This window comes from Burkholderia sp. BCC1208 (assembly GCF_902833095.1).
Classification (GTDB): domain Bacteria; phylum Pseudomonadota; class Gammaproteobacteria; order Burkholderiales; family Burkholderiaceae; genus Burkholderia.
The window spans coordinates 224,041-249,427 of the sequence record NZ_CADFDY010000003.1 but is presented as its reverse complement, the minus strand read 5'-3'; the positions used below and the strand labels follow the sequence as shown (position 1 = coordinate 249,427).

Genomic DNA, 25,387 nt, shown 5'->3' with positions numbered 1-25,387 from the left:
TTCCGGTATTTATCTCAGGCCATTTTAATTCGCCGAGTGAATGCCCGGTGTCGTCGATTCTCTTATGGGAAGGTGTGATTATGCGTATGCGCATGGGCTCGAACAAAAAGCGCGCGGAAGCACGTCCGAAATTCCTCGTCCCGACCGGCATGCTGGTCGCGCTGGTCGGCGCCGGGATCGTCCCCGTCGACGCACTGGCTGCCTGCACCGGAACGACGACCGTCAGTTGTACCGGAGCCAGCACGTCCTATTCGAACGGCACGAACAATCTCAACCTGACCGTCCAGTCCGGCGCGACCGTTTCCGTGGTGCCGTTGATCGGCGGCACGGCGCTGTCGCTGACGGGCAGCGGCGTCACGCTGACCAACAACGGCACGATCGACCCCGCGTTGTCCGGGTTGAGCATCGTGTCGAACGGCACGGTGGTCGGCAATATCGCGTCGGCGAGCACCGTCAACGTCACGAACGCCAGCTCGGGCGTGATGATGGGGTCGACGAGCTCGCTGCTCAACGGGCCGGCGTTGACGGTATACAACGGCACCGGCGGCACGACGAACATCACGAATGCCGGCACGATCGGTACGACCGGCCTGCTCGGCTTCGGCGCGGGGCCCACCGCGCAGGTCGTGACCACGTCGGGCGGCGCGCAGGCCAACTTCACCAACGCGAGCGGCGGCACGATCAACGGTTCGGTGGTGCTCGCGCCCAGCGGGACGCCGGGCACGGGCAACACGTTCACCAACGCCGGCACCGTCACGGGCAACGTGTCGCTGGGCGCGGCCTTGGGCACGTCGAACACGTTCAATGCGCTGACCGGATCGTCGGTCGGGCTCGGCGTCGATGCCGGGCTGGGCGGCAACAACACGCTCAACCTGCAACTGAACACGGCCGCCGGCGGCGCGACGAACGGCGCCATTGCGGTCGATACGTACGGCAATTTCAACAACCTCGCCGTGCAGGGCGGCACGTGGGACATCACCGGCGCATCGACCGCGACGAACGCGTCGCTGACCGGCGGCACCGCGATCGTCCACGGCGCCGGTGCGTTGGGCACCGGCACGATCGTCGGCGGCGGCGGCACGCTCGAGGCCGGCGCGGCCGGCGTGAACCTGCTCAACAACGTGACGCTGACCGGCGGCCTGACGGTGGACGGCGCGACCGGGCTCGCGTTGTCGGGGGCGATCGCCGGCGGCGGCCCGCTGAACGTGAGCGGCACCGGCGCGCTGACGCTGAACGGCGCCAATTCGTTCACGGGAGGAACGAATCTGACGGGGGGCGGCGGGCTCATCGTCGGCACCGGCACGGCGCTCGGCACGGGCGCGCTGAACGTGAGCGGCGCGGGCGGCACGCTCGGCACCAGCGTCGGCGGCACGCTGCTCGGCAACGCGGTGAATCTCGATACCGGCGTGACGTTGGGCCTGAACGGTTCGGCCGACCTCGGTCTGGGCGGTACGATCGCAGGCACTGGCAGTCTCGCGCAAACCGGCACGGGGACGACGACGCTGTTGGGCGCGAACACGTTCTCGGGCGGCACGGCGCTGAGCGGCGGCGGGCTGATCGCCGGCAACGGCGCGGCATTGGGCACGGGGGCGCTGAACGTGGCCGGCACGGGCGGCACGCTCGCGACGAACGTCGGCGGAACGCTGCTCGGCAATGCGGTGAATCTCGACGCAGGGGCCACGCTGGGCCTGAACGGCGCGGCCGACCTGAGCCTCGGCGGCACGATCGCCGGTAACGGCGGCCTCGCGCAAAGCGGCACGGGCACGACGACGCTGCTCGGCGTGAACACGTTCTCGGGCGGCACCGCACTGAGCGGCGGCGGGTTGATCGCCGGCAATGGCGCGGCGCTCGGCACGGGCGCGTTGAACGTATCCGGCGCGGGCGGCACGCTCGCGACGAGCGTCGGCGGCACGCTGCTCGGCAACGCAGTCAACCTGGGCGCGGGCGCGACGCTGGGCCTGAACGGCGCGGCCGACCTGAGCCTGGGCGGTGCGATCGGCGGGAACGGCAGCCTGGCGCAATCCGGTGCCGGCACGACGACGCTGCTCGGCGCGAACACGTTTACGGGCGGCACGGCGCTGAGCGGAGGCGGACTGATCGCCGGCAACGGCGCGGCATTGGGCACGGGGGCGCTGAACGTGGTCGGCGCGGGCGGCACGCTCGCGACGAACGTCGGCGGCACCGTGCTCGGCAATGCGGTCAACCTGAGCGCGGGCGCCACGCTCGGCCTGAACGGCGCGGCCGATCTCGGCCTGAGCGGCGCGATCTCGGGCGCGGGCGCCCTGGCGCTCGGCGGCACCGGCGCCACGACGTTGTCCGGCGCGAACACGTTCACGGGCGGCGCGAGCCTGACGGGTGGCGGCAGCCTGATCGTCGGTGGCAACTCGGCGCTCGGCGTGGGCGGCGCATTGACCGTGAGCGGCCTCGGCGGTTCGCTGAGCACCGATCTGGCCGCCGGCGCAGCGCTCACGAACGGGATCGACCTGAACGGCGCGTCGCTGACGCTGAACGGCGCGAACGACCTCGGCCTGAGCGGCTCGATTGGCGGCACCGGCGGTCTCGTGCTGAGCGGCACGGGGACGACGACGCTGTCCGGCGCGAACACCTTCGGCGGCGGCACGACCCTGAGCGCCGGCACGCTGCTCGCCGGCAGCAATACGGCGCTGGGCAGCGGCGCGCTGAACGTCGCCGGCGCGGGCGGTGCGCTCGGCGCGAGCGTGAACGGCACGACGCTGGGCAACGCGGTGAACCTCGGCGCGGGCGCGACGCTCGCGTTGACCGGCGCGAACGATCTCGGCCTGAACGGCGTGATCGCCGGTACCGGCGGGCTCGCGCAAACCGGTTCGGGCATCACGACGTTGACCGGCGCGAACACGTTCTCGGGCGGTACGACGCTGAGCGGCGGCGGAATCCTCGCCGGCAACGGCGCGGCGCTGGGCACGGGTGCGCTGAGCGTGACCGGCGCGGGCGGCTCGCTCGGCACGACCGTCGGCGGCACGGTGCTCGGCAATGCGATCCAGCTCGGCGCGGGCGCGGCACTGACGGTTGGCGGTGCGAACGACCTCGGGCTGGGCGGGATCATTTCCGGCGCGGGCGGCCTGTCCGTGAGCGGTCCGGGGACGACGACGCTCACCGCGGCCGAGACGTTTACCGGCGGCACCACGATCGGCAGCGGCACGCTCGCGATCGGCGCGGGCGGCAGCCTCGCCGCGTCGAGCCCCGTCAACCTGACGGGCGCCGGTGCGCAGTTCAACATCACCGGTGCGACCACGCCGCAGTCGATCGGCACGCTGTCGGGTGTCGCGGGTTCGACGATCGATCTCGGTTCGAACAACCTGACGCTGGCAGGCAGCGGCAGCGGCGTCTTCGCCGGCAACATCGGCGGTGCGGGCGGGCTGACGCTTTCCGGCACCGGCACCGAAACGCTGACCGGCAACAACACCTATGCGGGCGGCACGGCGCTGACGGGCGGCAGCCTGGTCGTCGGCAGCGGCGCGGCGCTCGGCCTCGGCGCGCTCGACGTCAACGGCTCGGCTTCGCTCGGCGCGAGCGTGCCGGGCGTGACGCTCGGCAACGCGGTCAATCTCGGTGCCGGCGTCACGCTGGGGCTGAACGGCGCGAACGATCTCGGCCTGAGCGGCACGATCGCCGGCAACGGCAGCCTCGCGCAAACCGGCACCGGCACGACGACGCTGCTCGGTGCGAACACGTACACGGGCGGCACGACGTTGAGCGCCGGCGGGCTCATCGCCGGCAACGGCGCGGCGCTCGGCACCGGTGCGCTGAACGTGAGCGGCGCGGGCGGCACGCTCGCCACGAACGTCGCCGGTACCTTGCTCGGCAACGCGGTGAACCTCGGCGCCGGCGCGACGCTCGGCCTGAACGGCACGGCCGATCTGAGCCTGGGCGGCGTGATTGCCGGCGACGGCGGGCTTGCGCAAACCGGCAGCGGCACGACGACGCTGCTCGGTACGAACACGTACACGGGCGGCACGACGCTCGCCGGCGGCGGGCTCGTCGCGGGCAACGGCGCGGCGCTCGGCACGGGCGCGTTGAACGTTACCGGCGCGGGCGGCTCGCTCGGTACGAGCGTCGGCGGCACTGTGCTCGGCAATGCGGTGAATCTTGGCTCGGGCGCGACGTTGACGGTCGGCGGCGCAAACAACCTGGGCCTGGGCGGCGCGATTTCGGGCGGCGGCAACCTCGCGGTGAGCGGCCCGTCGATCACGACGCTCACGGGGGCGGGCAGCTACACCGGCAACACGACGATCGGCAACGGCAGCACGCTCGCGGTGGGCGCGGGCGGCAGCCTGTCCGGCGGCAGTTTGTTCGATCTGGCCGGCGCGGGCGCGACGCTCGACCTGAGCGCGGCCACGTCGCCGCAGACGACGGGCGGGCTGGTCGGCACGGCCGGCTCGGCGGTGAATCTCGGCGGCAATACGCTGACGCTCGGCGGCTCCGGTAACGGCACGTTCGGCGGCACGATCGGCGGCGCGGGCGGGCTGACGATGGCCGGCACCGGCACGGAGACGCTGACCGGCGCGAACACCTATATCGGCGGCACGACGATCAACAGCGGCACGCTGGCGCTCGGCGCGGGCGGCAGCCTGGCAGCAAGCGGCGCCGTGAATCTCGGCGGGGCCGGCGCGACGTTCGACCTGAGCGGCGCGGCGCTGCCGCAGGCGATCGGCACGCTGTCGGGTGTGACCGGTTCGACGGTGAACCTCGGCGGCAATGGCCTGATACTCGGTGGTGCAGGCAGCGGCACGTACGACGGCACGATCGCGGGGGCCGGTGGCAGCCTGACGCTGTCGGGTACGGGCACCGAAACGCTGAACGGGACCAACACGTACACGGGCGGCACGAACCTGACCGGCGGCGGCACGCTGCTTGCCGGCAACGGTGCGGCGCTCGGCACCGGCGCGCTGAACACGAGCGGCGCAGGCGGCACGCTGGCCGCGAGCGTCGCCGGCACGACGCTGAACAATGCCGTGAATCTCGGCACCGGTTCGGCGCTGACGCTCGGCGGCACGAACGATCTCGGCCTCGGCGGCGTCATCGCCGGCGGCGGTAGTCTCGCGCAGGTCGGCAGCGGCACGACCGCGCTCACCGGTGCGAACACCTACACGGGCGGCACGACGCTGAGTGCCGGCGGCCTGTCGGTCGGCAGCAACACGGCGCTCGGCACGGGCGCACTCAGCGTCACCGGCAGCGGCGGCGCGCTCAGCGCGAGCACGGCGAACCTGCTGCTGGCGAACGCCGTCGATCTGGGCGCCGGCTCAGCACTGAATCTCGGCGGCGCGTTCGACTTCGGCCTGAGCGGCATGATTTCCGGCGCGGGCGGCGTGGTGCAGTCCGGCTCGGGCACGACCACGCTCGGCGGCGCGAACACCTATGGCGGCGGGACGACGTTGAGCAGCGGCGGACTGAGCGTGGGCAGCAATACGGCGCTCGGTTCCGGCGCATTGAACGTGACCGGCAACGGCACGCTGAACGCGAGCGTGAGCGGCACGACGCTCGGCAACGCGGTCACGCTCGGCGCGGGCGCGACGCTCGGGCTGAACGGCGCGAACGATCTCGGCCTGAGCGGCACGATTTCCGGCAGCGGCGGCCTGGCGCAGACCGGTGCGGGCACCACGACGCTCACCGGCACGAACACCTACGGCGGCGGCACGACGTTGAGCGGCGGCGGGCTCATCGCCGGCAACGGCAGCGCACTGGGTTCCGGCGCGCTGAACGTGACGGGCGCGGGCGGCTCGCTCGGCACGAGCGTGGGCGGCACGACGCTCGGCAATACAGTCAATCTTGGCGCGGGATCGACGCTGACGGTTGGCGGTACGAACGATCTCGGGCTGGGCGGCGGGATCTCGGGCAGCGGCGGTCTGTCGGTCAGCGGCCCGTCGACGACGACGCTCACGGGAACCAACACCTACACCGGCAATACGACGATCGGCGGCGGCAGCACGCTGGCGGTCGGCGCGGGCGGCAGCCTGTCGTCGGGCAGCGCGCTCGATCTCGCCGGCACGGGCGCGACCCTCGACATCAGCGCGGCGACCGTGCCGCAAACGAGCGGGATGCTGTCCGGCGTGGCGGGCACGAACGTGAATCTCGGCGGCAACACGCTGACGCTGGCCGGCGCCGGCAACGGCAGCTATGCGGGGACGATCGGCGGCACCGGCGGGCTGACGATGGCCGGCACGGGGACGGAAACGCTGACCGGAACCAATACGTACACGGGGGCGACGACGATCGACAGCGGCACGCTGGCGATCGGCGCGGGCGGCAGCCTGTCCGCGAGCAGCCCGGTGAATCTCGCCGGCGCGGGCGCGACCTTCGACGTCAGCGGCGCGACCACGCCGCAGACGACGGGCACGCTGTCGGGCGTGGCCGGTTCGACGGTGAACCTCGGCGGCAACAACCTGACGCTCGGCGGGTCGGGCAGCGGCACGTATGACGGCACGATCGCGGGCGCGGGCGGCAGCCTCACGCTGTCGGGCACCGGTACCGAAACGCTGACCGGCAACAACACCTATACGGGCGGTACGAGTCTCACCGGCGGCGGCACGTTGATCGCGGGCAGCGGCTCGGCGCTCGGCACGGGTGCGCTGAACACGAGCGGCGCAGGCGGCACGCTCGGTACGAGCGTGGCCGGCACGACGCTGACCAACTCGATCAACCTGGGTTCGGGCTCGACGCTGACGGTCGGCGGCGCGAACAACCTGGGCCTCGGCGGCGCGATCTCGGGAAGCGGCAACCTCGCGGTGAACGGCCCGTCGACCACGACGCTCACCGGCGCGAGCACGTACACCGGCAACACGACGATCGGCGGCGGCAGCACGCTGGCGGTCGGTGCGGGCGGCAGCCTGTCGTCGGGCAGCGCGATCGATCTGGCCGGTGCAGGCTCGACGCTGGACGTGAGCGCGGCCACGTCGCCGCAGACGACCGGCACGTTGTCCGGCGCAGCGGGTTCCGCGGTGAATCTCGGCGGCAACACGCTGACGCTCGGCGGGTCGGGCAGCGGCACGTTCGGCGGGACGGTCGGCGGCACGGGCGGATTGACGCTGTCGGGCACCGGCACGGAAACCTTGACCGGGACCAACACGTACACCGGCGCGACGACGATCAACAGCGGCACGCTGGCGATCGGCGCGGGCGGCAGCCTGTCCGGCAGCAGCCCCGTCAATCTGGCCGGTGCGGGCGCAACGTTCGACGTCAGCGGCGCGACCACGCCGCAGACGACCGGTACGCTGTCGGGCGTCGCAGGTTCGACGGTGAACCTCGGCGGCAACAACCTGACGCTCGGTGGCACGGGCAACGGCACGTATGGCGGCACGATCGCGGGCGCGGGCGGCAGCCTCACGTTGTCGGGCACGGGTACCGAAACGCTGACCGGCAACAACACGTACACGGGCGGCACGACCCTGAGCGGCGGCGGCACGTTGATCGCGGGCAGCGGTTCGGCGCTCGGCACGGGTGCGCTGAACACGAGCGGCGCGGGCGGTACGCTGGCCGCGAGCACGCCCGGCACGACGCTCGGCAACGCGGTGAACCTCGGCAGCGGTTCGACGCTGACGGTCGGGGGTACGAACGATCTCGGCCTCGGCGGTGCGATCAGCGGCAGCGGCAACCTCGCGGTGAATGGTCCGTCGACGACGACGCTGTCGGGCGCGAACACCTACACCGGCAGCACGACGATCGGCGGCGGCAGCACGCTGGCGGTCGGCGCGGGCGGCAACCTGTCGTCGGGCAGCGCGATCGACCTGTCCGGCACCGGCGCCACGCTCGACCTGAGCGCGGCCACGTCGCCGCAGACGAGCGGCGCGCTGTCCGGCGGCACGGGCACGAACGTCAACCTGGGCGGCAATACGCTCACGCTCGGCGGCGCAGGCAGCGGCACGTACGGGGGCGTGATCGGCGGCACGGGCGGGTTGACGCTGTCGGGCACCGGCACCGAAACGTTGACCGGGACCAACACGTACACCGGCGCGACGACGATCAACAGCGGCACGCTGGCGATCGGCGGCAACGGCAGCCTGTCGTCGAGCAGCCCGGTCAGCCTCACGGCGTCCGGCGCGACGCTCGACCTCAGCGGCGCCGCGTCGCCGCAATCGACCGGCGCGATCTCGGGCGTGGCCGGCTCGACGGTGAACCTGGGCAACAACAACCTGACGCTCGGCGGGTCGGCCAGCGGCACCTACGCGGGCAACATCGCCGGCACGGGCGGCGTGACGATGTCGGGCACCGGCACCGAAACGCTGACGGGCAGCAATAGCTACACCGGCGCCACGACGATCAACAGCGGCACGCTGGCGATCGGCGCGGGCGGCAGCCTGTCGGGGACGACGCCGGTGAGCCTGACGGGTGCGGGCGCAACCTTCGACCTGAGCGGCGCGACCACGCCGCAGACGACGGGCACGCTGTCGGGCGTGGCCGGTTCGACGGTGAATCTCGGCGGCAACAACCTGGCGCTCGGCGGCACGGGCAGCGGCACGTACGACGGCACGATCGCGGGCGCGGGCGGCAGCCTCACGCTGGCGGGCACGGGTACCGAAACGTTGACGGGCAACAACACCTATACGGGCGGTACGAGCCTCACCGGCGGCGGCACGTTGATCGCGGGCAACGGTTCGGCACTGGGCACGGGTACGCTGAACACGAGCGGCGCGGGCGGCACGCTCGGCACCAGCGTGGCCGGCACGACGCTCGGCAACGCGGTGAATCTCGGTGCAGGTTCGACGCTGACGGTCGGCGGCGCGAACAACCTGGGCCTGGGTGGCGCGATCTCGGGCAGCGGCAATCTGGCGGTGAGTGGCCCGTCGACGACGACGCTCACCGGCGCGAGCACGTACACCGGCAGCACGACGATCGGCAACGGCAGCACGTTGGCCATCGGCGCGGGCGGCAGCCTGTCGTCGGGCAGCGCGGTCGATCTGGCCGGTGCGGGCTCGACGCTGGACGTGAGCGCGGCCACGTCGCCGCAGTCGACGGGAGCATTGGCGGGCGTCGCGGGTTCGACGGTGAACCTCGGCGGTAACGCGCTGACACTCGGCGGGTCGGGCAGCGGCACGTTCGGCGGTACGATCGCCGGCACGGGCGGCAGCCTGACGCTGGCGGGTACCGGTACCGAAACGTTGACCGGTCCGAACACGTACACGGGCGGCACGAACCTGGCGGGCGGCGGCACGCTGCTCGCCGGCAACGGTTCGGCGCTCGGCACAGGTGCGCTGAACACCAGCGGCGCAGGCGGCACGCTCGGCACGAGTGTGGCCGGCACGACGCTGACCAACGCGGTCAACCTGGGTTCGGGCTCGACGCTGACGGTCGGCGGCGCGAACAACCTGGGCCTCGGCGGCGCGATCTCGGGCAGCGGCAATCTGGCTGTGAACGGTCCGTCGACGACGACCCTCAGCGGCACCAGCTCGTACACGGGCAACACGACGATCGGCAACGGCAGCACGCTGGCGGTCGGCGCGGGCGGCAGCCTGTCGTCGGGTAGCGCGGTGGATCTGGCGGGCAGCGGTGCGACGCTCGACCTGAGTGCCGCGACGACGCCGCAGACCACCGGCGCGCTGTCCGGCGTATCGGGTTCGGCGGTGAATCTCGGCGGCAACACGCTGACGCTCGGCGGATCGGGCAGCGGCACGTTCGGCGGGACGGTCGGCGGCACGGGCGGATTGACGTTGTCGGGCACCGGTACTGAAACGCTGACGGGCAACAACACGTACACCGGCGCGACGACGATCAACAGCGGCACGCTGGCGATCGGCGCGGGAGGCAGCCTGTCCGGCAGCAGCCCGCTGAGCCTGACCGGTGCGGGCGCAACGTTCGACGTCAGCGGCGCGACGACGCCGCAAACGACGAACGCGCTGTCGGGCGTCGCGGGTTCGACGGTGAACCTCGGCGGCAACACGCTGACGCTTGGCGGGTCGGGCAGCGGCACGTACGGCGGCACCATCGCCGGCACGGGCGGCAGCCTCACGCTGGCCGGCACGGGCACCGAAACGCTGACCGGGCCGAACACGTACACGGGCGGCACGAACCTGACCGGCGGCGGCACGCTGGTCGCGGGCAGCAACACGGCGCTCGGCACCGGCACGCTGAACACCGGCGGCGCGGGCGGCACGCTGGCCGCGGGCACGCCGGGTACGACGCTCGCCAACGCGGTGAACCTCGGCACGGGATCGACGCTGACGGTGGGCGGTGCGAACGACCTCGGTCTGAGCGGCCCGATCTCCGGCAGCGGCGCGCTCGCGCTCGGCGGCCCGGCGACGACGACGCTTTCCGGCGCCAACACGTACACGGGCGGCACCAGCGTCACGGGCGGCGGCACGCTGGTCGCCGGCACGCCGACCGCACTCGGCAGCGGCACGCTGAGTGTCGGCGGCAACGGCGGCACGCTCGGGACCAGCGTGCCCGGCACGACGCTCGGCAACGCCGTGAATCTCGGCACGGGTTCGACGCTGACGGTGGGCGGCGCCAACAACCTCGGCCTGAGCGGCGCGATCTCGGGCGGCGGCAACCTGGCGGTGAGCGGTCCGTCGACGACGACCCTCAGCGGCGCGAACTCGTACACGGGCGGCACGACGATCGGCAACGGCAGCACGCTGGCGGTCGGCGGCAACGGCGGCCTGTCGGCCGGCAGCGCACTGACGCTGGCCGGCAACGGCGCGACGCTCGACGTCAGCGGCACGACGACGCCGCAGACGGCCAGCGCGCTGTCGGGCGCGGCCGGTTCGACCGTGAATCTCGGCGGCAACACGCTGACCGTGGCCGGCCCGGCGGGCGGTTCGTTCGGCGGCACGATCGCGGGCACCGGCGGCTTCGCGGTGCAGGGCGGCGGCACGCAGACGCTGACCGGCGCCAACACGTATACCGGCGGCACGACGATCGGCAGCGGCAGCACGCTCGCGCTCGCCGGCGCAGGCAGCCTCGCGTCGACGAGCCCGATGATTCTCGCGGGCAGCGGCGCGACGCTGAACCTGACGGCCGCGGCCGCACCGCAGTCGATCGGCACGCTGTCGGGTACGACGGGCTCGAACGTGAACCTCGGCGCGACGCCGCTGACGGTCAATACCGCGGGCACCAGCTCGTTCGCGGGCACGCTGTCGGGTACCGGCCCGCTGACGCTGGCCGGCACGGGCGCGCAGGTGTTGAGCGGCACGAACACGTTGTCCGGGCCGACGACCGTGACCGGCGGCACGCTCGCCGTGACCGGTTCGCTGGCCAGCTCGCCGGTGACCGTCGGTAGCGGCGCGACCGTCACCGGGACGGGCACGATCGGCGGCCTGGTCGTGTCGGGTGGCGGCACCGCATCGGTTCTCCAGCTCGGGCAGCCGCTGAAGGTCGCGGGCAACGCGACCTTCCAGCCGGGCTCGACGCTGCAGGTCGGCGCCACGCCGCAACAGAGCGGCGGCCTCGACGTGACCGGCTCCGCCACGCTCAACGGTGGGTCGGTCCAGGTCGTCGCGGCGGCCGGGCAATACCAGCCGGGCAAGCTCTACACCATCGTGAATGCCGGCGCGGGCGTGCAAGGGCAGTTCAGCGCGGTGAACTCGACGTATGCGTTCCTCACGCCGACGCTCACGTACGACCCGGCGCGGGTGCTGATGTCGCTGGCCCCGAACGGCACGCCGTTCGCGTCGGTTGCGACGACGCCCGACGGGCAAGCGGTGGCGGGCGCGGTCGGCACGCTCGGCGCAGGCAACCCGCTGTTCGATACGGTGCTGACCTCGGATGCGCCGACCGCCAACCGTGCGTTCACGCAACTGGCCGGCGACCTGTATCCGAGCACGCGCAGCGTGCTGCTGTCGGATAGCCGCTACGTGCGTGACGCGGTGCTCGATCGCGCGCGGCTCGGTTCGCAGCCGGGCGGGGCGCTGTGCGGATGCGAGGCGCCGGTGTCGGCGGACGATCACTCGGCGGCGCTCGACCGGCGCATGGCCGCGGAGAACGGCTGCACGCCGGCCAAGTCGTTCAAGCCCGCGGTGTGGGGCCGGCTGTACGGTTCGCATAGCCGGTTCGACGGCGACGGCGTCGCTTCGATCGATCGCAACCTGTACGGCTTCGTCGTCGGTACGGATGCGGAAGTCAGCAGCCACTGGCGCGTCGGTATCGCGGGCGGCGCGTCGCGCAGCCAGCTCAATACCGACCAGAACGAGTCGGCGAAGGTCAACGGCGAGACGATCGCGCTGTACGCCAGCGGCCGATACGACGCGTGGAACGTGCGCGGTGGCGTGTCGCAGTCGTGGTACCGCGTGCATAGCGAGCGCAATCCGTCGTTCGGCGGCTTCTCCGATCACGATACCGCGAGCTACGACGCGAACGCGACGCAGGTGTTCACGGAGATCGGCTACTCGACGGCCATTCGCAACGTCGAGCTCGAACCGTTCGTCGGGCTCGCGTTCGCGAGCCTGCACACCGGCGGCTTCAAGGAGAACGGCGGCGCGGCTGCGCTGCAGGGCGATTCCGACACGACGGGCCTCGGCTTCTCGACCGTCGGCGTGCGGGCCTCGACCGACCTCGCGGTCACGACGAAGGGCAAGGTCACGGCGTTCGGCACGGTCGGCTGGCGCCACGCGTTCGGCAATACGCAGCCGGCGTCGAGGCTGTCGTTCGCGAGCGGCGGATCGCCGTTCAGCGTGGTCGGCGTGCCGGTCGCGCGCGACGCCGCGGTGCTCGAGGTTGGTGTCGATGCGGCCGTCACGAAGAATCTGTCGCTCGGCCTGTCGTACAGCGGCCAGCTCGGCGGCAACATCGGCGATCACGCGCTGTACGGCAATCTGTTGTGGAAGTTCTAAAGGGAGGCGGGGGCCGCTCGCGATGGAGGGGGGCGTCGTGAGCGGTCGATCGTTGTTGGTCGTCGATCGATGGTTTGATAGTTCGATGATGGTTGGTTTTCAGATTCGCATTGAAGACGTTTCGTGATGCGAATCAATTTTCATGAAGTGCGCCGCTTGGTGTTTGGTATCCCGTTGCATCGGCCTGTTTGAACCTGTTTCAACGCTTTGCCGTATCGGGCAATCCGCGAACGATTCGCGCCGCCTTCGGGCGATGGGGTCCACGCGTCATCGCTCGAGCTGTTCCGCGGTTGTCCAACCGAAATGAGGTTATTCATGAAAACGAAAATGAACGCGAAATTGACAGGCATCGCCTTGTCGGTCGGGGTTTTGTTCAGCCTGGCCGCCACGGCGTCCCAGGCGGGGGTCGTGACTGCCGTGCCGGGAAGTCTCAGCAATACCGACGGCGTCATCATCGAAGGCGCATCGCCGGCGCCCGACGGGCTCATCGGCACCGTGACGGGATGGGGGAATGGGGCGGTGACGGTCGGCAGCCCGAATGCAGGCGGTATCTCGATCGGGATGGCCGGGTCGGGGACGGGAACCGCGGCGATCGATATCGGTAGCGGATTGCTCGAGCCGGTCGCGGGTGCGGCCGGCACGGTGACGGGGGCGTTGGGTGGCATCGGCGGGAGTGGCGGTGCGACGGGTGGTCTTGGCGGTGTCGTTGGCACGGTGACCGGTGCACTGGGCGGTCTTGGTGGAAGCGGTGGTGCGACGGGTGGTTTGGGTGGTGTCGTCGGGACGGTGGGCAACGCGGCCAGCGGTGCGGTCGGTGCTGTGACGGGTGCCTTGGGTGGTGTGGGCGGCGGCGGTGCGACTGGTGGTCTCGGTGGTGTCGTTGGCACGGTGACCGGTGCGCTGGGTGGTCTTGGTGGAAGCGGTGGTGCGACGGGTGGCTTGGGCGGTGTCGTCGGGACGGTGGCGAACACGGCAACTGGCGCGGTCGGTACGGTAACGGGTGCTTTGGGTGGTGTTGGCGATCCGACCGGTGGGCTTGGTGGCGTCGTTGGCACGGTAACCGGTGCACTGGGTGGCATCGGTGGCGGCAATCCGACGGGCGGCCTCGGTGGTGTTGTCGGGACGGTGGCGAACACGGCAACTGGCGCGGTCGGCGCTGTGACGGGTGCCTTGGGTGGTGTTGGCGATCCGACCGGGGGTCTCGGTGGTGTCGTTGGCACGGTAACCGGTGCACTGGGCGGCATCGGTGGCGGCGGGACCGGTGGTCTCGGCGGTGTTGTCGGCACGGTAGCGAATACGGCGACGGGTGCAGTCGGAACGTTGACTGGCACGCTGGGTGGCGTCGGCGGTGGGACCGGTGGTCTCGGCGGTGTTGTCGGCACGGTAGCGAATACGGCGACGGGTGCAGTCGGAACGTTGACTGGCGCGCTGGGTGGCGTCGGCGGTGGGACCGGTGGTCTCGGCGGCGTTGTCGGCGCGGTAGCGAATACGGCGACGGGCGCAGTCGGAACGCTGACTGGCGCGCTGGGCGGCGTTGGTGGCGGGACCGGTGGTCTCGGTGGCGTCGTTGGAACGGTGGGCAACGCGGCAAGCGGCGCAGTCGGTACGGTGACAGGTGCCTTGGGTGGTGTCGGCGATCCGACAGGCGGTCTTGGTGGTGTGGTCGGTACGGTAATCGGTGCACTGGGTGGCATCGGCGGTGGCAATCCGACTGGCGATCTCGGCGGTGTTGTCGGCACGGTAGCGAATACGGCCACGGGTGCAGTCGGAACCCTGACTGGCGCGCTGGGTGGCGTCGGCGGTGGGACCGGTGGTCTCGGTGGTGTTGTTGGAACGGTGGGCAACGCGGCAAGCGGTGCAGTCGGTACGGTGACGGGTGCCTTGGGTGGTGTCGGCGATCCGACTGGTGGGCTTGGTGGTGTGGTCGGTACGGTAACCGGTGCGCTGGGTGGCATCGGTGGCGGCGGGACCGGCGGCCTCGGCGGCGTTGTCGGCACGGTAGCGAATACGGCGACGGGTGCAGTCGGAACGCTGACTGGCGCGCTGGGCGGCGTGGGCGGTGGGACCGGTGGTCTCGGTGGTGTTGTTGGAACGGTGGGCAACGCGGCAAGCGGCGCGGTCGGTACGGTGACGGGTGCCTTGGGTGGTGTCGGCGATCCGACCGGCGGGCTTGGTGGCGTGGTTGGCACGGTAACCGGTGCACTGGGTGGCATCGGTGGCGGCGGGACCGGCGGCCTCGGCGGTGTTGTCGGCACGGTAGCGAACACGGCCACGGGTGCAGTCGGAACGTTGACTGGCGCGCTGGGCGGTGTTGGTGGCGGGACCGGTGGTCTCGGTGGCGTCGTTGGAGCGGTGGGCAACGCGGCAAGCGGCGCGGTCGGTACGGTGACAGGTGCCTTGGGTGGTGTCGGCGATCCGACTAGCGGGCTTGGTGGCGTGGTTGGTACGGTAACCGGTGCGCTGGGTGGCATCGGTGGTGGCGGGACCGGTGGTCTCGGCGGCGTCGTTGGCGCGGTCGGCAACACGGCAACGGGCGCAGTCGGAACGTTGACCGGCGCAGTGGGCGGTGCCGGCGGTGCGACCGGTGGTCTCGGCGGCATTGTGGGCACGGTCGGCAACACGGCAACCGGTGCAGTCGGAACGCTGACCGGCGCAGTGGGCGGTGCCGGCGGTGCGACCGGCGGCCTCGGTGACATCGTAGGCACGGTCGCCAATACCGGCACGGGCGTCGTCAACGCCGTCACCGGAGTCGCCGGCAACGGCGGCGCGCTGATCACGCCGATCACGAGCATCGTCGGCAATCTCGGCGGTTCGCTGCCGGTCGGCGCAGCGACTGGTGCGATTGGCGCAATGTCCGGCGCGGTAACCGGCATCGCCGGCACCGGCACGGCGGCAATCACGCCGATCGCATCGACCGTCACGTCGTTGATCGGATCCGCCACGGGCGGCGCCGGCAACGTCGTCGGCTCGGGAACCGGCGTCCTCTCCGGCGCAACCGGCGCGGCGGGCTCGCTCGCGACGGTCACCACAGGCCTGGCGGGCTCGCTCGCGCACACCGTAACCAGTACCACCGGCGCGGTCGCCGCGACCCTGCCGGCATTGAGTGTCGCGCTCAACGGCGGCACGGCGGCCGGCGCAGTCGGCGGTGTGACGAACGCCGCCGGGGCGCTCATCTCCGGTGGCGCGACGGTCGCCAACGCGGCGGTGCAATCGGTCGGTTCGGCCGTCGGTGCGGTGGCCGGCGTCGTTCCCGCGCTGGCGGTTTCGCTGAACGGCAATTCCGCGCAAGGCGGAGGCAGTTCGTCGGGCGGTCTGCTGGCACCCGTGACGTCGCTCGTCACTTCGCTCACCGTCCCGGTGATCAAGAAGTAGGCGACGTCGATATCGCGGCCGCCGCATGCTCCGGGCGACCGCGAATCATCACGCTACACGCGCGTCACCCACAACGCCGGCGGGACGACGAATCGTGTCGACTCGCGCGGCGTTGTCTCGGTGACGCGCCATTTTGCGTTTCGCGGAGCGGTGGCGTCGGATGCCGCTCTCTCGGACTTCCGATCTCTTCCTGCCCGCATCGGTTCGCCGCGCGTCGAAGGGGCGATGTACGTTTCCCGCCCTCGTCGAATGCGAAAACGCAAACCGCGCGACCGACGCCACGCCGTTCATTGCCGACGCATACGCCGCACGCGCAAACGCGTGCATGTCGAACCGTCAGTCCGGCGCCACCCCGGTCGATTCGCGCACGACGAGCTCGGGCGCGCCGATCGTATGCACGGCCGCGGACGGCTCGATCCCGTCGATCATGTCGAGCGTCAGCGCGATCGCCCGCGCGGCAATCTGCGCGGTCGGGAACCGTACGGTCGTCAGCGCGGGGCGGAACTGGTGGGCGAGCTGGATATCGGTCATGCCGACCACCGACAGATCGGCCGGTACGCGCAAGCCGAGATCGGCGGCGGCCTGCATCGCGCCGATCGCCATCAGGTCGTTGGTCGCGAACAGCGCGGTGAGGCCCGGCTTTTCCCGTAGCAGCGCGGCGGCCGCTTCGTAGCCGCCTTCGATCGAGTCGTGCGCCGACACGGTCGTCAGCGCATTCGCCGGATGGCCGCGCGCGGCGAGTTCGTCGGCGAAACCGCGCAGCCGCACCGACTGCGGTCCGCCCGAACCCTTGCCGACGAGCGCGCCGAACGCGCGATGCCGCAACCCGGACAGATGCGCGGCCGCCAGCGCGCCCGCCGCCGCGAAATCGACGGTCACGCACGGCAGCGTGCGCGACGCATGCACGTGTTCCCACATGCACAGCACGATCGATGCGCCGTGACGCGTGATGTCGGCGAGTTCGGCTTCGGCCAGATCGGTGTTCATCACGATCGCGCCGGCCGCGAGCGTGCCCGCGATCCGCTCGAGGTAGTTGCGCGTGATCGCCGGATCGTCGTCGGTATTCGACACGAGCAGGTAATGGCCGCGCTTGCGCGCCTCGCGTTCGGCGGCCAGCACGAACTCCGGGTAGAACGGGTTCGTGATGTTCGACAGCATCAGCGCGAGCGTCGACGTGCGGCCTTCCGCGAGCGCGCGTGCGGTCAGGTTCGGCCGATAGCCGAGCTCGCGGATCGCGGCCATCACGCGCTCGACGGTCGCCGGCTTCACCTTCTGCGGATTGCGCAGCACGTTCGAGACGGTCGCCGCCGTGACGTTCGCGCGTCGCGCGACTTGGGCGAGTGTCACCATGCGAGGGCTCCGTTCGGCCGGGCAGCGCCGCAAGAGAACAGTAAGGCGGGGGAGTGTCTGCTCATATTCTGGGAGTGTGTCCCACAAGTTGCACAGGGACAGCCGATACGCTAATTTCTCGACACATCAGAGGAAGGAGACGACATGGTACGGCGAACCGGGCGAATCGAACCACAGAAATTTAAGCGTTTAAATTTTCCGATCCGATGCGTGTGACCGGCCAGAGGAGAGCGCGATGACCGCCATTTCATTGAAGGATGTCTCCAAGCGCTACGGCGACCATGCGCCGGTGCTGCGCGACGTGAACCTCGAGATCGCGTCGCACGAATTCTGCGTGTTTCTGGGCCCGTCGGGCTGCGGGAAATCCACGCTGCTGAGAATGATCGCGGGGCTCGAGGACGTGACCGAAGGCGAACTGCGGATCGACGGCGCGCGGATGAACGACACGCCGCCCGCGGAGCGCGGCGTCGCGATGGTGTTCCAGAGCTATGCGCTGTTTCCGCACATGACCGTGTTCGACAACATCGGTTTCGGGCTGCGGATCGCCGGCACGCCGAAGGACGAAATCCGCCGCCGCGTGACCGAGGCCGCGCGCGTGCTGCAGCTCGACGCGCTGCTCGATCGCAAGCCGAAGGCGTTGTCGGGCGGGCAGCGGCAGCGCGTCGCGATCGGCCGCGCGATCGTGCGCGAGCCGCGCGTGTTCCTGTTCGACGAACCGCTGTCGAATCTCGATGCGACGCTGCGCGGCCAGACGCGAGTCGAAATCGCGCGGCTGCACGCGCGCTTCACGCAATCGAGTTCGGTCTACGTCACGCATGACCAGATCGAGGCGATGACGCTGGCCGACCGGATCGTGCTGCTGCACGCGGGCGACGACGTCGCGCGCTTCGGCAGCATCGCGCAGGCCGGTGCGCCGCTCGAGCTGTATCACCGGCCGGCCAACCGCTTCGTCGCGGGCTTCATCGGCTCGCCGCGGATGAATTTTCTGCCGGCGGTGGTCGACGCAGGCGATGCGCACGGCTGCCGGCTGACGCTGGAAGGGTCCGGCGAAATGCTCACGCTGCGCGATCGCCCGTTGCCGCGCCACGTCGGCCGCGGCGCGCGCGTGACGCTCGGGATCCGTCCCGAGCACCTGACGGTCGCGGCGTCCGGCGATGCCGGGTTGCCGTCGATCGTCCGCGACGTCGCGCTCGTCGAGCAGCTCGGCGAAGCCGCGTACGTGCATCTCGACCAGCCCGATGGTGTGCCGCTACTCGCGAAACTGCCGGGGCAGGCCGCATTGCGGCGCGGCGAGCGCCACGCGTTCCGCGTGCCGCCGTCGAGCTGTCACCTTTTCGACGAAGCCGGCATCGCATTGCCGGCCATCCACGCCGAAGCGGCGTTCGCGTAACGGCGCAATGCCGACCCGCCGCATGCGACGCGGCATTCAACACACCAATACCAGGAGACAACGATGAAACTTCGTGCGAGCCGACTGCTGCTTGCCCTGACGACTGCCGCGGCATGCGCCGCGGGCACGGCCGACGCGGGCACGCTGAAAGTGAACGTCGCCGCGCGCGGCAACCAGCGCGCGACGTGGCAGGCAGCGTTCGACCAGTTCCACAAGGCGAATCCGGATATCGATCTGAAGGTCAGCTACGTCGGCGAGGAGGCATACAAGGTGCAGATGTCCGGGTGGCTCGCGACCGATCCGCCCGACGTGCTGAGCTGGAACAACGGCGAACGGCTTGCGTATTTCGCGAAGCGCGGGCTGATCGAGGACCTGAGCGCGGACTGGCAGAAGAACGGCTGGAACGACACGTATGCGTCCGTCAAGCAGTCGTCGACCTACGGCGGCAAGCTTTACAGTTTGCCGCTCGGCTATGACGCGTACGGGTTGTTCTATCGCAAGGACCTGTTCGAGAAGGCCGGGATTCACGGCGAGCCGGCCGACTGGCCGCAGTTTCTCGACGCGTGCCGCAAGCTGAAGGCGGCCGGCATCGCGCCGATCGCGGTGGCCGCGCGCGATGCGTGGACGCTCGCTGCGTGGTTCGACTACCTCGACCTGCGGATCAACGGCTATGCGTTTCACCAGAAGCTGATGGCCGGCGACGTCGCGTATACCGATTCGCGCGTGCGTGCCGTGTACGCGGCGTGGAAGAAGCTGATCGACGACAAGTATTTCATCGACAACGCGCTGTCCTACGACGTCGATTCGTTGAGCCCGCTGATCGTCAACGGCCAGGCCGCGATGACGCTGATGGGCACGTGGTATTCGGCAGGACTGCTGAGCGCGACGCGCAACCCGATCAGCTTCTTCCGCTTTCCGGTGATCGACGCGTCGGTGCCGCTGGCGGAGGACGGCCCGGTCAATGTGCTGATCGTCCCCGCGAAGGCGCACAACAAGGCCGATGCGCGCCGCTTCCTCGCGTTCATGGGGCAACCGGCGGTCAGCGGCGAATTCGCGAAGGGAATGGGGCAACTGCCGTCGAACAACAAGGCGCCGGAGCCGCAGGACCCGATCTCGAAGATCGGCTTTCACACGCTCGCGACGACGCCGGGCGGGATCGCGCAGTTCTACGACCGCGACATGACGAAGGAAATGGCCGACGAGGGGATGAAGGCGATGCAGCAGTTCCTGTCCGATCCGACGCAGCTCGATGCGATCCTGCAGCGCCTCGAGCAGACCCGCAAGCGCATCTACCGGAAGTAATGCGCCGCGCGGCCGGGCCGGCGCTGCCGGTCCGGTGCTTCGTCGTCACCGTTACGTTCGTTTCATCGAAGGTCATCTCATGTCAACCAGCCTGTCCGAAAGTGTCGCGCGCCGCGATGCCGGCTTGCAGCGGCCTGCACGCGCGTCGCTCGCGCGGCGGCGCAACCGCGCGGCCCTGTGGTTCGTGCTGCCGGGTTTCGCGCTCTTCACCGTGTTCGTGCTGTATCCGATCGTCAGCAGCATCTGGCTGAGTTTTCATCACTGGGACGGGATGACGCCGATGACGTTCGCGGGGCTCGACAACTATCGCGAGCTGCTGCAGTCCGACACCTTCTACGTCGCGCTGAAGAACAACGTGCTGTGGCTCGTGCTGTTTCTCGCCGCGCCGCCGCTCGGCCTCGCGCTCGCGCTGTACCTGAACCAGAACGTGTTCGGCATCCGGCTCGTGAAGTCGCTGTTTTTCGCGCCGTTCGTGCTGCCGGGCGTCGTGGTCGGTCTCGTGTTCTCGTGGTTCTACGACCCGACGTTCGGGCTGCTGAAGCTGATCGTCGGGCACGGGATCCCGGTGCTCGGCGATCCGCGCTATGCGACCTACGGCGTGATCGCCGCCGCGCTGTGGCCGCAGATTCCGTTCTGCATGATTCTCTACCTGACCGGGCTGACCGGCATCAACGGCGAGATCGTCGAAGCGGCGCGGATGGAAGGCGCGCGCGGCTTCACGCTGCTGTGGCACGTGATCCTGCCGCAACTGCGGCCCGCGACGTTCATGGCGGTCGTGCTGACCGTGATCGGCGCGCTGCGCAGCTTCGACCTGATCTCGGTGATGACGGGCGGCGGCCCGTTCGACAGCTCGACCGTGCTCGCATATTTCATGGTCGACCAGGCGATCAAGTATTACCGCGAAGGCTATTCGGCCGCGATCGCGGTCGTGCTGTTCGCGATCATGCTCGTCTATATCGTGTGGCAGCTTCGCAAGCTGGTGCGCGTCGAGTCGTAAGGATAACCAACATGTATCCGATGCCCGTGTCCCGCTGGGGACGTCCCGCCCGTCTGCTGTACCGGCTATCGCTGCCGTGCGCGCTCGCGCTGTGGCTCGTGCCGCTGCTCGCGGTGCTCGTCACGTCGATCCGATCGACCGACGAGATCATGGCCGGTCATTACTGGGACTGGCCGAAGCAGTTCGCGCTCGTCGCCAACTACGGCGCCGCGCTCACGCAGACGCCGATGCTTCATTACTTCGCGAACAGCCTCCTGATCACGGTACCGTCGGTCGCCGCGTCGATCCTGCTCGCGTCGCTTGCCGGGCACGCGCTCGCGAACTACCGGTTCCGCGGCAATCTCGTGCTGCTCGGGCTGTTCGTCGCCGGCAATTTCGTGCCGATCCAGATTCTGATGATCCCGGTGCGCCAGATCATGCTCGGCGTCGGCCTCTACAACACCGTGTGGGCGCTCGTGCTGTTCCATACCGCGTTCCAGACCGGCTTCTGCACGCTGTTCCTGCGCAACTTCATCCGCGAGCTGCCGTTCGAGCTGATCGAGGCCGCGCGCGTCGAAGGCGCGTCCGAGTGGGCGATCTACTTGCGCGTGGTGCTGCCGCTCGTGCGGCCCGCGCTCGCGGCGCTCGCGATCCTCGTGTTCACGTTCGTATGGAACGACTACTTCTGGGCGCTGTGCCTCACGCAAGGCGACGACGCGGCGCCGATCACCGTCGGCGTCGCCGCGCTCAAAGGGCAGTGGACGACGGCCTGGAACATCGTGTCGGCCGGCTCGGTACTCGCCGCGCTGCCGTCGGTCGCGATGTTCTTCGCGATGCAGAAGCACTTCGTCGCGGGGCTCACGTTCGGCGCGACCAAGGGCTGACCGTCCCATCCTCTTTCTTCAGCAAGGAATCCACGATGCACCTCGGCGTTTGTTACTACCCCGAACACTGGCCGCGCGAACAATGGGATCGCGATGCACGGCGCATGGCCGAACTGGGCCTGACCCGCGTGCGGATCGCCGAATTCGCGTGGAGCCGGATGGAGCCGGAGCCCGGCCGCTACGACTGGGCGTGGCTCGACGAGGCGATCGACACGCTCGCGCGCCGGCAGTTGAAGATCGTGCTCGGCACGCCGACCGCCGCGCCGCCGAAGTGGCTCGTCGATCGTCATCCGGAGATCCTGCCGGTGGGCGCGGACGGCGCGGTGTGGCAGTTCGGCTCGCGTCGCCATTACGACATCGCGAGCCCGGTGTATCGCGAGCACTGCGTGCGCATCGCCGACGCGATGGCGCGGCGCTACGGCGCCCATCCGGCGGTGATCGCGTGGCAGACCGACAACGAGCTCGGCTGCCACAACACGCTGCCCAGCTACACGCGTGCGGCGCTCGAAGGCTTCCGCGCGTGGCTCGCCACGCGTTATGGCGACATCGGCGCGCTGAACCGCGCGTGGGGCAACGTGTTCTGGAGCATGGAGTATCGCGGCTTCGACGAGATCGAGCTGCCGCGTCATACGCCGACCGACGCGAATCCCGCGCACCTGCTCGACTTCCGGCGCTATCAGTCGGACGAGGTCGCGCGGTTTCATGCCGCGCAGGTCGACGCGATCCGTCCGCACGCGCCGGGCCGCGACGTGCTGCATAACTTCATGGGATTTTTCACCGAGTTCGATCACTACGCGTTCGCACGCGGCGGCCTCGACGTCGCCGCGTGGGACAGCTATCCGGTGCCGCGTACCGAAGTGCTGCCGCTCGATGAGGCGGACAAGCGACGCTGGGCCCGCACCGGGCATCCGGACGTGTCGGCGTTCTCGCACGATCTGTATCGCGGGGTCGGCAACGGCCGGATGTGGGTGATGGAGCAGCAGGCGGGGCCCGTCAACTGGGGGCCGTACAACCCGGTGCCGCATGCGGGCGCGGTGCGGCTGTGGACGTGGGAAGCGTTCGCGCATGGCGCGGAACTCGTGTCGTATTTCCGCTGGCGGCAGTATCCGCACGCGCAGGAGCAACTGCACTCGGGACTCAACGCGCCGGACGACCGGTTGTCGCCGGGCGGTCATGAAGTGGCGCGCGTCGCACGCGAGATCGCCGCGCTGGATCCCGCGCTCGTCGTCGGCGAGCGTGAGACGGCCCGCGTCGCGCTGCTGTTCGACTACGAGGCAGACTGGATGATCCGCATCCAGCCGCACGGCGCCGACTTCGACTATCAGCAGCACGCGTTCGACTGGTATCGCGCGCTGCGCGAGCTAGGGCTCGACGTCGATATCGTCGCGGCCGATGCCGACGTGTCGCGTTATGCGTTCGTCGTCGTGCCGACGCTGCCTGTCGTGACGGATCGCGTCGTCGAGCAGGCCGCGCGCGGAAACGCACATTGGTTGTTCGGGCCGCGCACGGGTTCGCGCACCGCGGAATTCGCGATCGCGCCGGGTCTCGCACCGGGCAAGCTGCGCGACGTGCTGCCGGTGCGGATCGGCCAGGTCGAATCGCTGCGGCCTTCGCTCGCGCCGCGTGTGTCGTTCGACGGTGTCGACGGCCATGCACTGAAATGGCGCGATCACATCGACATGGAATCGCCGGCCGACATAGACGTGCTGGCCGCCTGCGACGACGGTGTGCCGGCGCTCGTGCGGCGCGGTTACGTCACGATGGCGACGGCCTGTTTCGATCGGACGCTGTTGCGCGCGATCGTTGCCCGCTGCGCACGCGATGCCGGCCTGCCGATGCGTGCGCTGCCGGACGGTGTGCGGTTGCGTCGACGCGGGCGGGTAACGTTCGCGTTCAACTACGGTGACACGTCGTGCACGCTGCCCGCGCCGGACGGTGCGCGCTTCGTGCTCGGCGGCCGGGAACTCGGCGCGGTGGACGTGGCCGCCTGGGTCGAGCCGGACTGACGCGATGCAGTCGTTGCGGTCGCTGCGGTTGCATTTCGCGCGCCTGGCGGGGATCGCGTACTTCGTACCGCTGTCCGCGGCGGCGCTGATGCTCGGCGTCGCGATGTCGTTCACCGCGCCGTACCTGTCGCTGTTCGGCGTGGAGGCGGCGGGAATGTCGCCGCTGCTCGCGGGCGTGTTCATGACGCTGATCGCGGCGAGCGGGGTGGTCGCGAGCACGTGGGCCGGACGCTGGTCGGATCGCCGCGACCGGCACCGGCCGCTGCTCGTCGTGTCGCTCGCGGCGGCCGCGCTGGGCTTCGCGCTGCTGTGCGTATTGCGGACGCACGGGCCGGTGATCGCAGCCGGCACGATCCTGCTCGGCGCGGGCGCCGTGTCGCTGTCGCAGATCTTCTCGTTCGCGCGCGCGGTACTGCCCGTCGCCGACGATGCGCAGCGCGAACTCGCGTCGGCCGCGCTGCGCACGATGCTGTCGATCGCGTGGGTGTTCGGTCCCGCGCTCGGTGCGCTGATTCTCGCGCAGACGGGTTTTACCGGGCTCTTTCTAGCGGCTTCCGTGGGCTTCGTCGCATGCGCGGCGATCGTCGCGCGGATTCCGGAGCCGGTGCGGCGGCCCACGGCGGCGCATGTGCGCGCAGTCGATCGCGCCGCGGCGCCGCCGGACGAGGCGACGGCTGGCGTCGCCGCGCCTCGCGCGAGCGTGCTGCGGACCCTCGTCGCGCTCGCGCTGATAGGGCTGGCGGCGAACGCGACGATGATCGTGCTGCCGCTCTACATCGTGCGTGGACTCGGCGGCACGCCGACGAACGTATCGGCGGCGCTCGGGCTGGCCGCATTGCTCGAAATCCCGATGATGCTGTGGCTCGGCGTCCGGTCGACGCGGCTGGACAAGGCGCGCTGGCTGATGGCGTGCGCGCTCGTGCATGCGGCGTATTTCATCGGGCTCGCGGCGGTGTCGCGGGTCGATGCGATCCTGCCGCTGCAGTTGTTGAGCGCATGCGTGGTCGCGATCACGTCGTGCCTCGGGATGACGCGCGTGTGCGATTTGATGCCGTCGCGCCCCGGCACCGCCACCGCGATGTTCTTCAGCACGGCGCGCGTCGGCTCTATCGCGTCGGGCGTGCTGTCGGGCGCGTGCGTCGACCTGTTCGGCTATCGCGCGACATTCGCGGGCTGCTGTGGGCTCGCGCTCGTCGCGTTCGCGCTGCTCGCCCGGGATGCGCACGGCGGGCGGGGCGGAGCCGGCGGCACAAGCGGCACAAGCGGCACGGCGACGCCCGCGCGTCGCCGCTTCGACGCACCGCACTGAC

The 25,387-nt window shown here is 70.3% G+C and carries 9 protein-coding genes; 8 read left to right on the top strand and 1 reads right to left on the bottom strand.

All coding sequences use genetic code 11. The features are described 5' to 3' along the window. The first annotated feature begins 80 nt into the window (after positions 1–80). Together HWX09_RS08670 and HWX09_RS08665 are read left to right on the top strand one after the other, a co-directional pair. Entirely contained in the window at positions 81–12,797 is a 12,717-nt protein-coding gene (locus HWX09_RS08670) for an autotransporter-associated beta strand repeat-containing protein (protein ID WP_089502465.1), read from the top strand. A gap of 315 nt (positions 12,798–13,112) precedes the next feature. Further along, on the top strand, positions 13,113–16,169 hold the full coding sequence (locus HWX09_RS08665) for a hypothetical protein (RefSeq protein ID WP_034185563.1): 3,057 nt from the start codon (positions 13,113–13,115) through the stop codon (positions 16,167–16,169). Between the two features lie 336 nt (positions 16,170–16,505). Here the strand turns inward: HWX09_RS08665 and HWX09_RS08660 are convergent, their stop codons facing one another. After that, entirely contained in the window at positions 16,506–17,519 is a 1,014-nt protein-coding gene (locus HWX09_RS08660) for a LacI family DNA-binding transcriptional regulator (RefSeq protein ID WP_027786547.1), read from the bottom strand. A 235-nt stretch (positions 17,520–17,754) separates the two neighbouring features. Here HWX09_RS08660 and ugpC point away from each other — a divergent pair, with 235 nt between their 5' ends. From ugpC to HWX09_RS08630, 6 genes are all read left to right on the top strand, one after another. Further along, entirely contained in the window at positions 17,755–18,909 is a 1,155-nt protein-coding gene (ugpC, locus tag HWX09_RS08655; RefSeq protein WP_027786548.1) for a sn-glycerol-3-phosphate ABC transporter ATP-binding protein UgpC, read from the top strand. Positions 18,910–18,972: 63 nt separating this feature from the next. Continuing rightward, positions 18,973–20,211 carry an extracellular solute-binding protein gene (locus tag HWX09_RS08650; RefSeq protein ID WP_027786549.1) on the top strand — a complete coding sequence of 413 codons (1,239 nt, stop codon included), beginning with the start codon at positions 18,973–18,975 and terminating at the stop codon, positions 20,209–20,211. 79 nt (positions 20,212–20,290) lie between these two features. Beyond that, entirely contained in the window at positions 20,291–21,208 is a 918-nt protein-coding gene (locus HWX09_RS08645) for a sugar ABC transporter permease (RefSeq protein ID WP_027786550.1), read from the top strand. Positions 21,209–21,219: 11 nt separating this feature from the next. After that, positions 21,220–22,071 carry a carbohydrate ABC transporter permease gene (locus HWX09_RS08640; protein WP_027786551.1) on the top strand — a complete coding sequence of 284 codons (852 nt, stop codon included), beginning with the start codon at positions 21,220–21,222 and terminating at the stop codon, positions 22,069–22,071. 35 nt (positions 22,072–22,106) lie between these two features. Further along, complete coding sequence (locus tag HWX09_RS08635) at positions 22,107–24,077, top strand: beta-galactosidase (RefSeq protein WP_027786552.1); 1,971 nt, start codon at positions 22,107–22,109, stop codon at positions 24,075–24,077. Positions 24,078–24,081: 4 nt separating this feature from the next. Further along, positions 24,082–25,386 carry a sugar efflux transporter gene (locus HWX09_RS08630; RefSeq protein WP_027786553.1) on the top strand — a complete coding sequence of 435 codons (1,305 nt, stop codon included), beginning with the start codon at positions 24,082–24,084 and terminating at the stop codon, positions 25,384–25,386. Position 25,387: the final 1 nt, after the last annotated feature.

Excerpts from the sequence above, each read along its gene's own strand:
- HWX09_RS08635 (WP_027786552.1), top strand. The coding sequence starts at position 22,107 with ATGCACCTCGGCGTTTGTTACTACCCCGAACACTGGCCGCGCGAACAA.
- HWX09_RS08650 (WP_027786549.1), top strand. The coding sequence starts at position 18,973 with ATGAAACTTCGTGCGAGCCGACTGCTGCTTGCCCTGACGACTGCCGCG.
- HWX09_RS08645 (WP_027786550.1), top strand. The coding sequence starts at position 20,291 with ATGTCAACCAGCCTGTCCGAAAGTGTCGCGCGCCGCGATGCCGGCTTG.
- HWX09_RS08665 (WP_034185563.1), top strand. The coding sequence starts at position 13,113 with ATGAAAACGAAAATGAACGCGAAATTGACAGGCATCGCCTTGTCGGTC.
- ugpC (WP_027786548.1), top strand. The coding sequence starts at position 17,755 with ATGACCGCCATTTCATTGAAGGATGTCTCCAAGCGCTACGGCGACCAT.
- HWX09_RS08640 (WP_027786551.1), top strand. The coding sequence starts at position 21,220 with ATGTATCCGATGCCCGTGTCCCGCTGGGGACGTCCCGCCCGTCTGCTG.
- HWX09_RS08630 (WP_027786553.1), top strand. The coding sequence starts at position 24,082 with ATGCAGTCGTTGCGGTCGCTGCGGTTGCATTTCGCGCGCCTGGCGGGG.
- HWX09_RS08660 (WP_027786547.1), bottom strand. The coding sequence starts at position 17,519 with ATGGTGACACTCGCCCAAGTCGCGCGACGCGCGAACGTCACGGCGGCG.
- HWX09_RS08670 (WP_089502465.1), top strand. The coding sequence starts at position 81 with ATGCGTATGCGCATGGGCTCGAACAAAAAGCGCGCGGAAGCACGTCCG.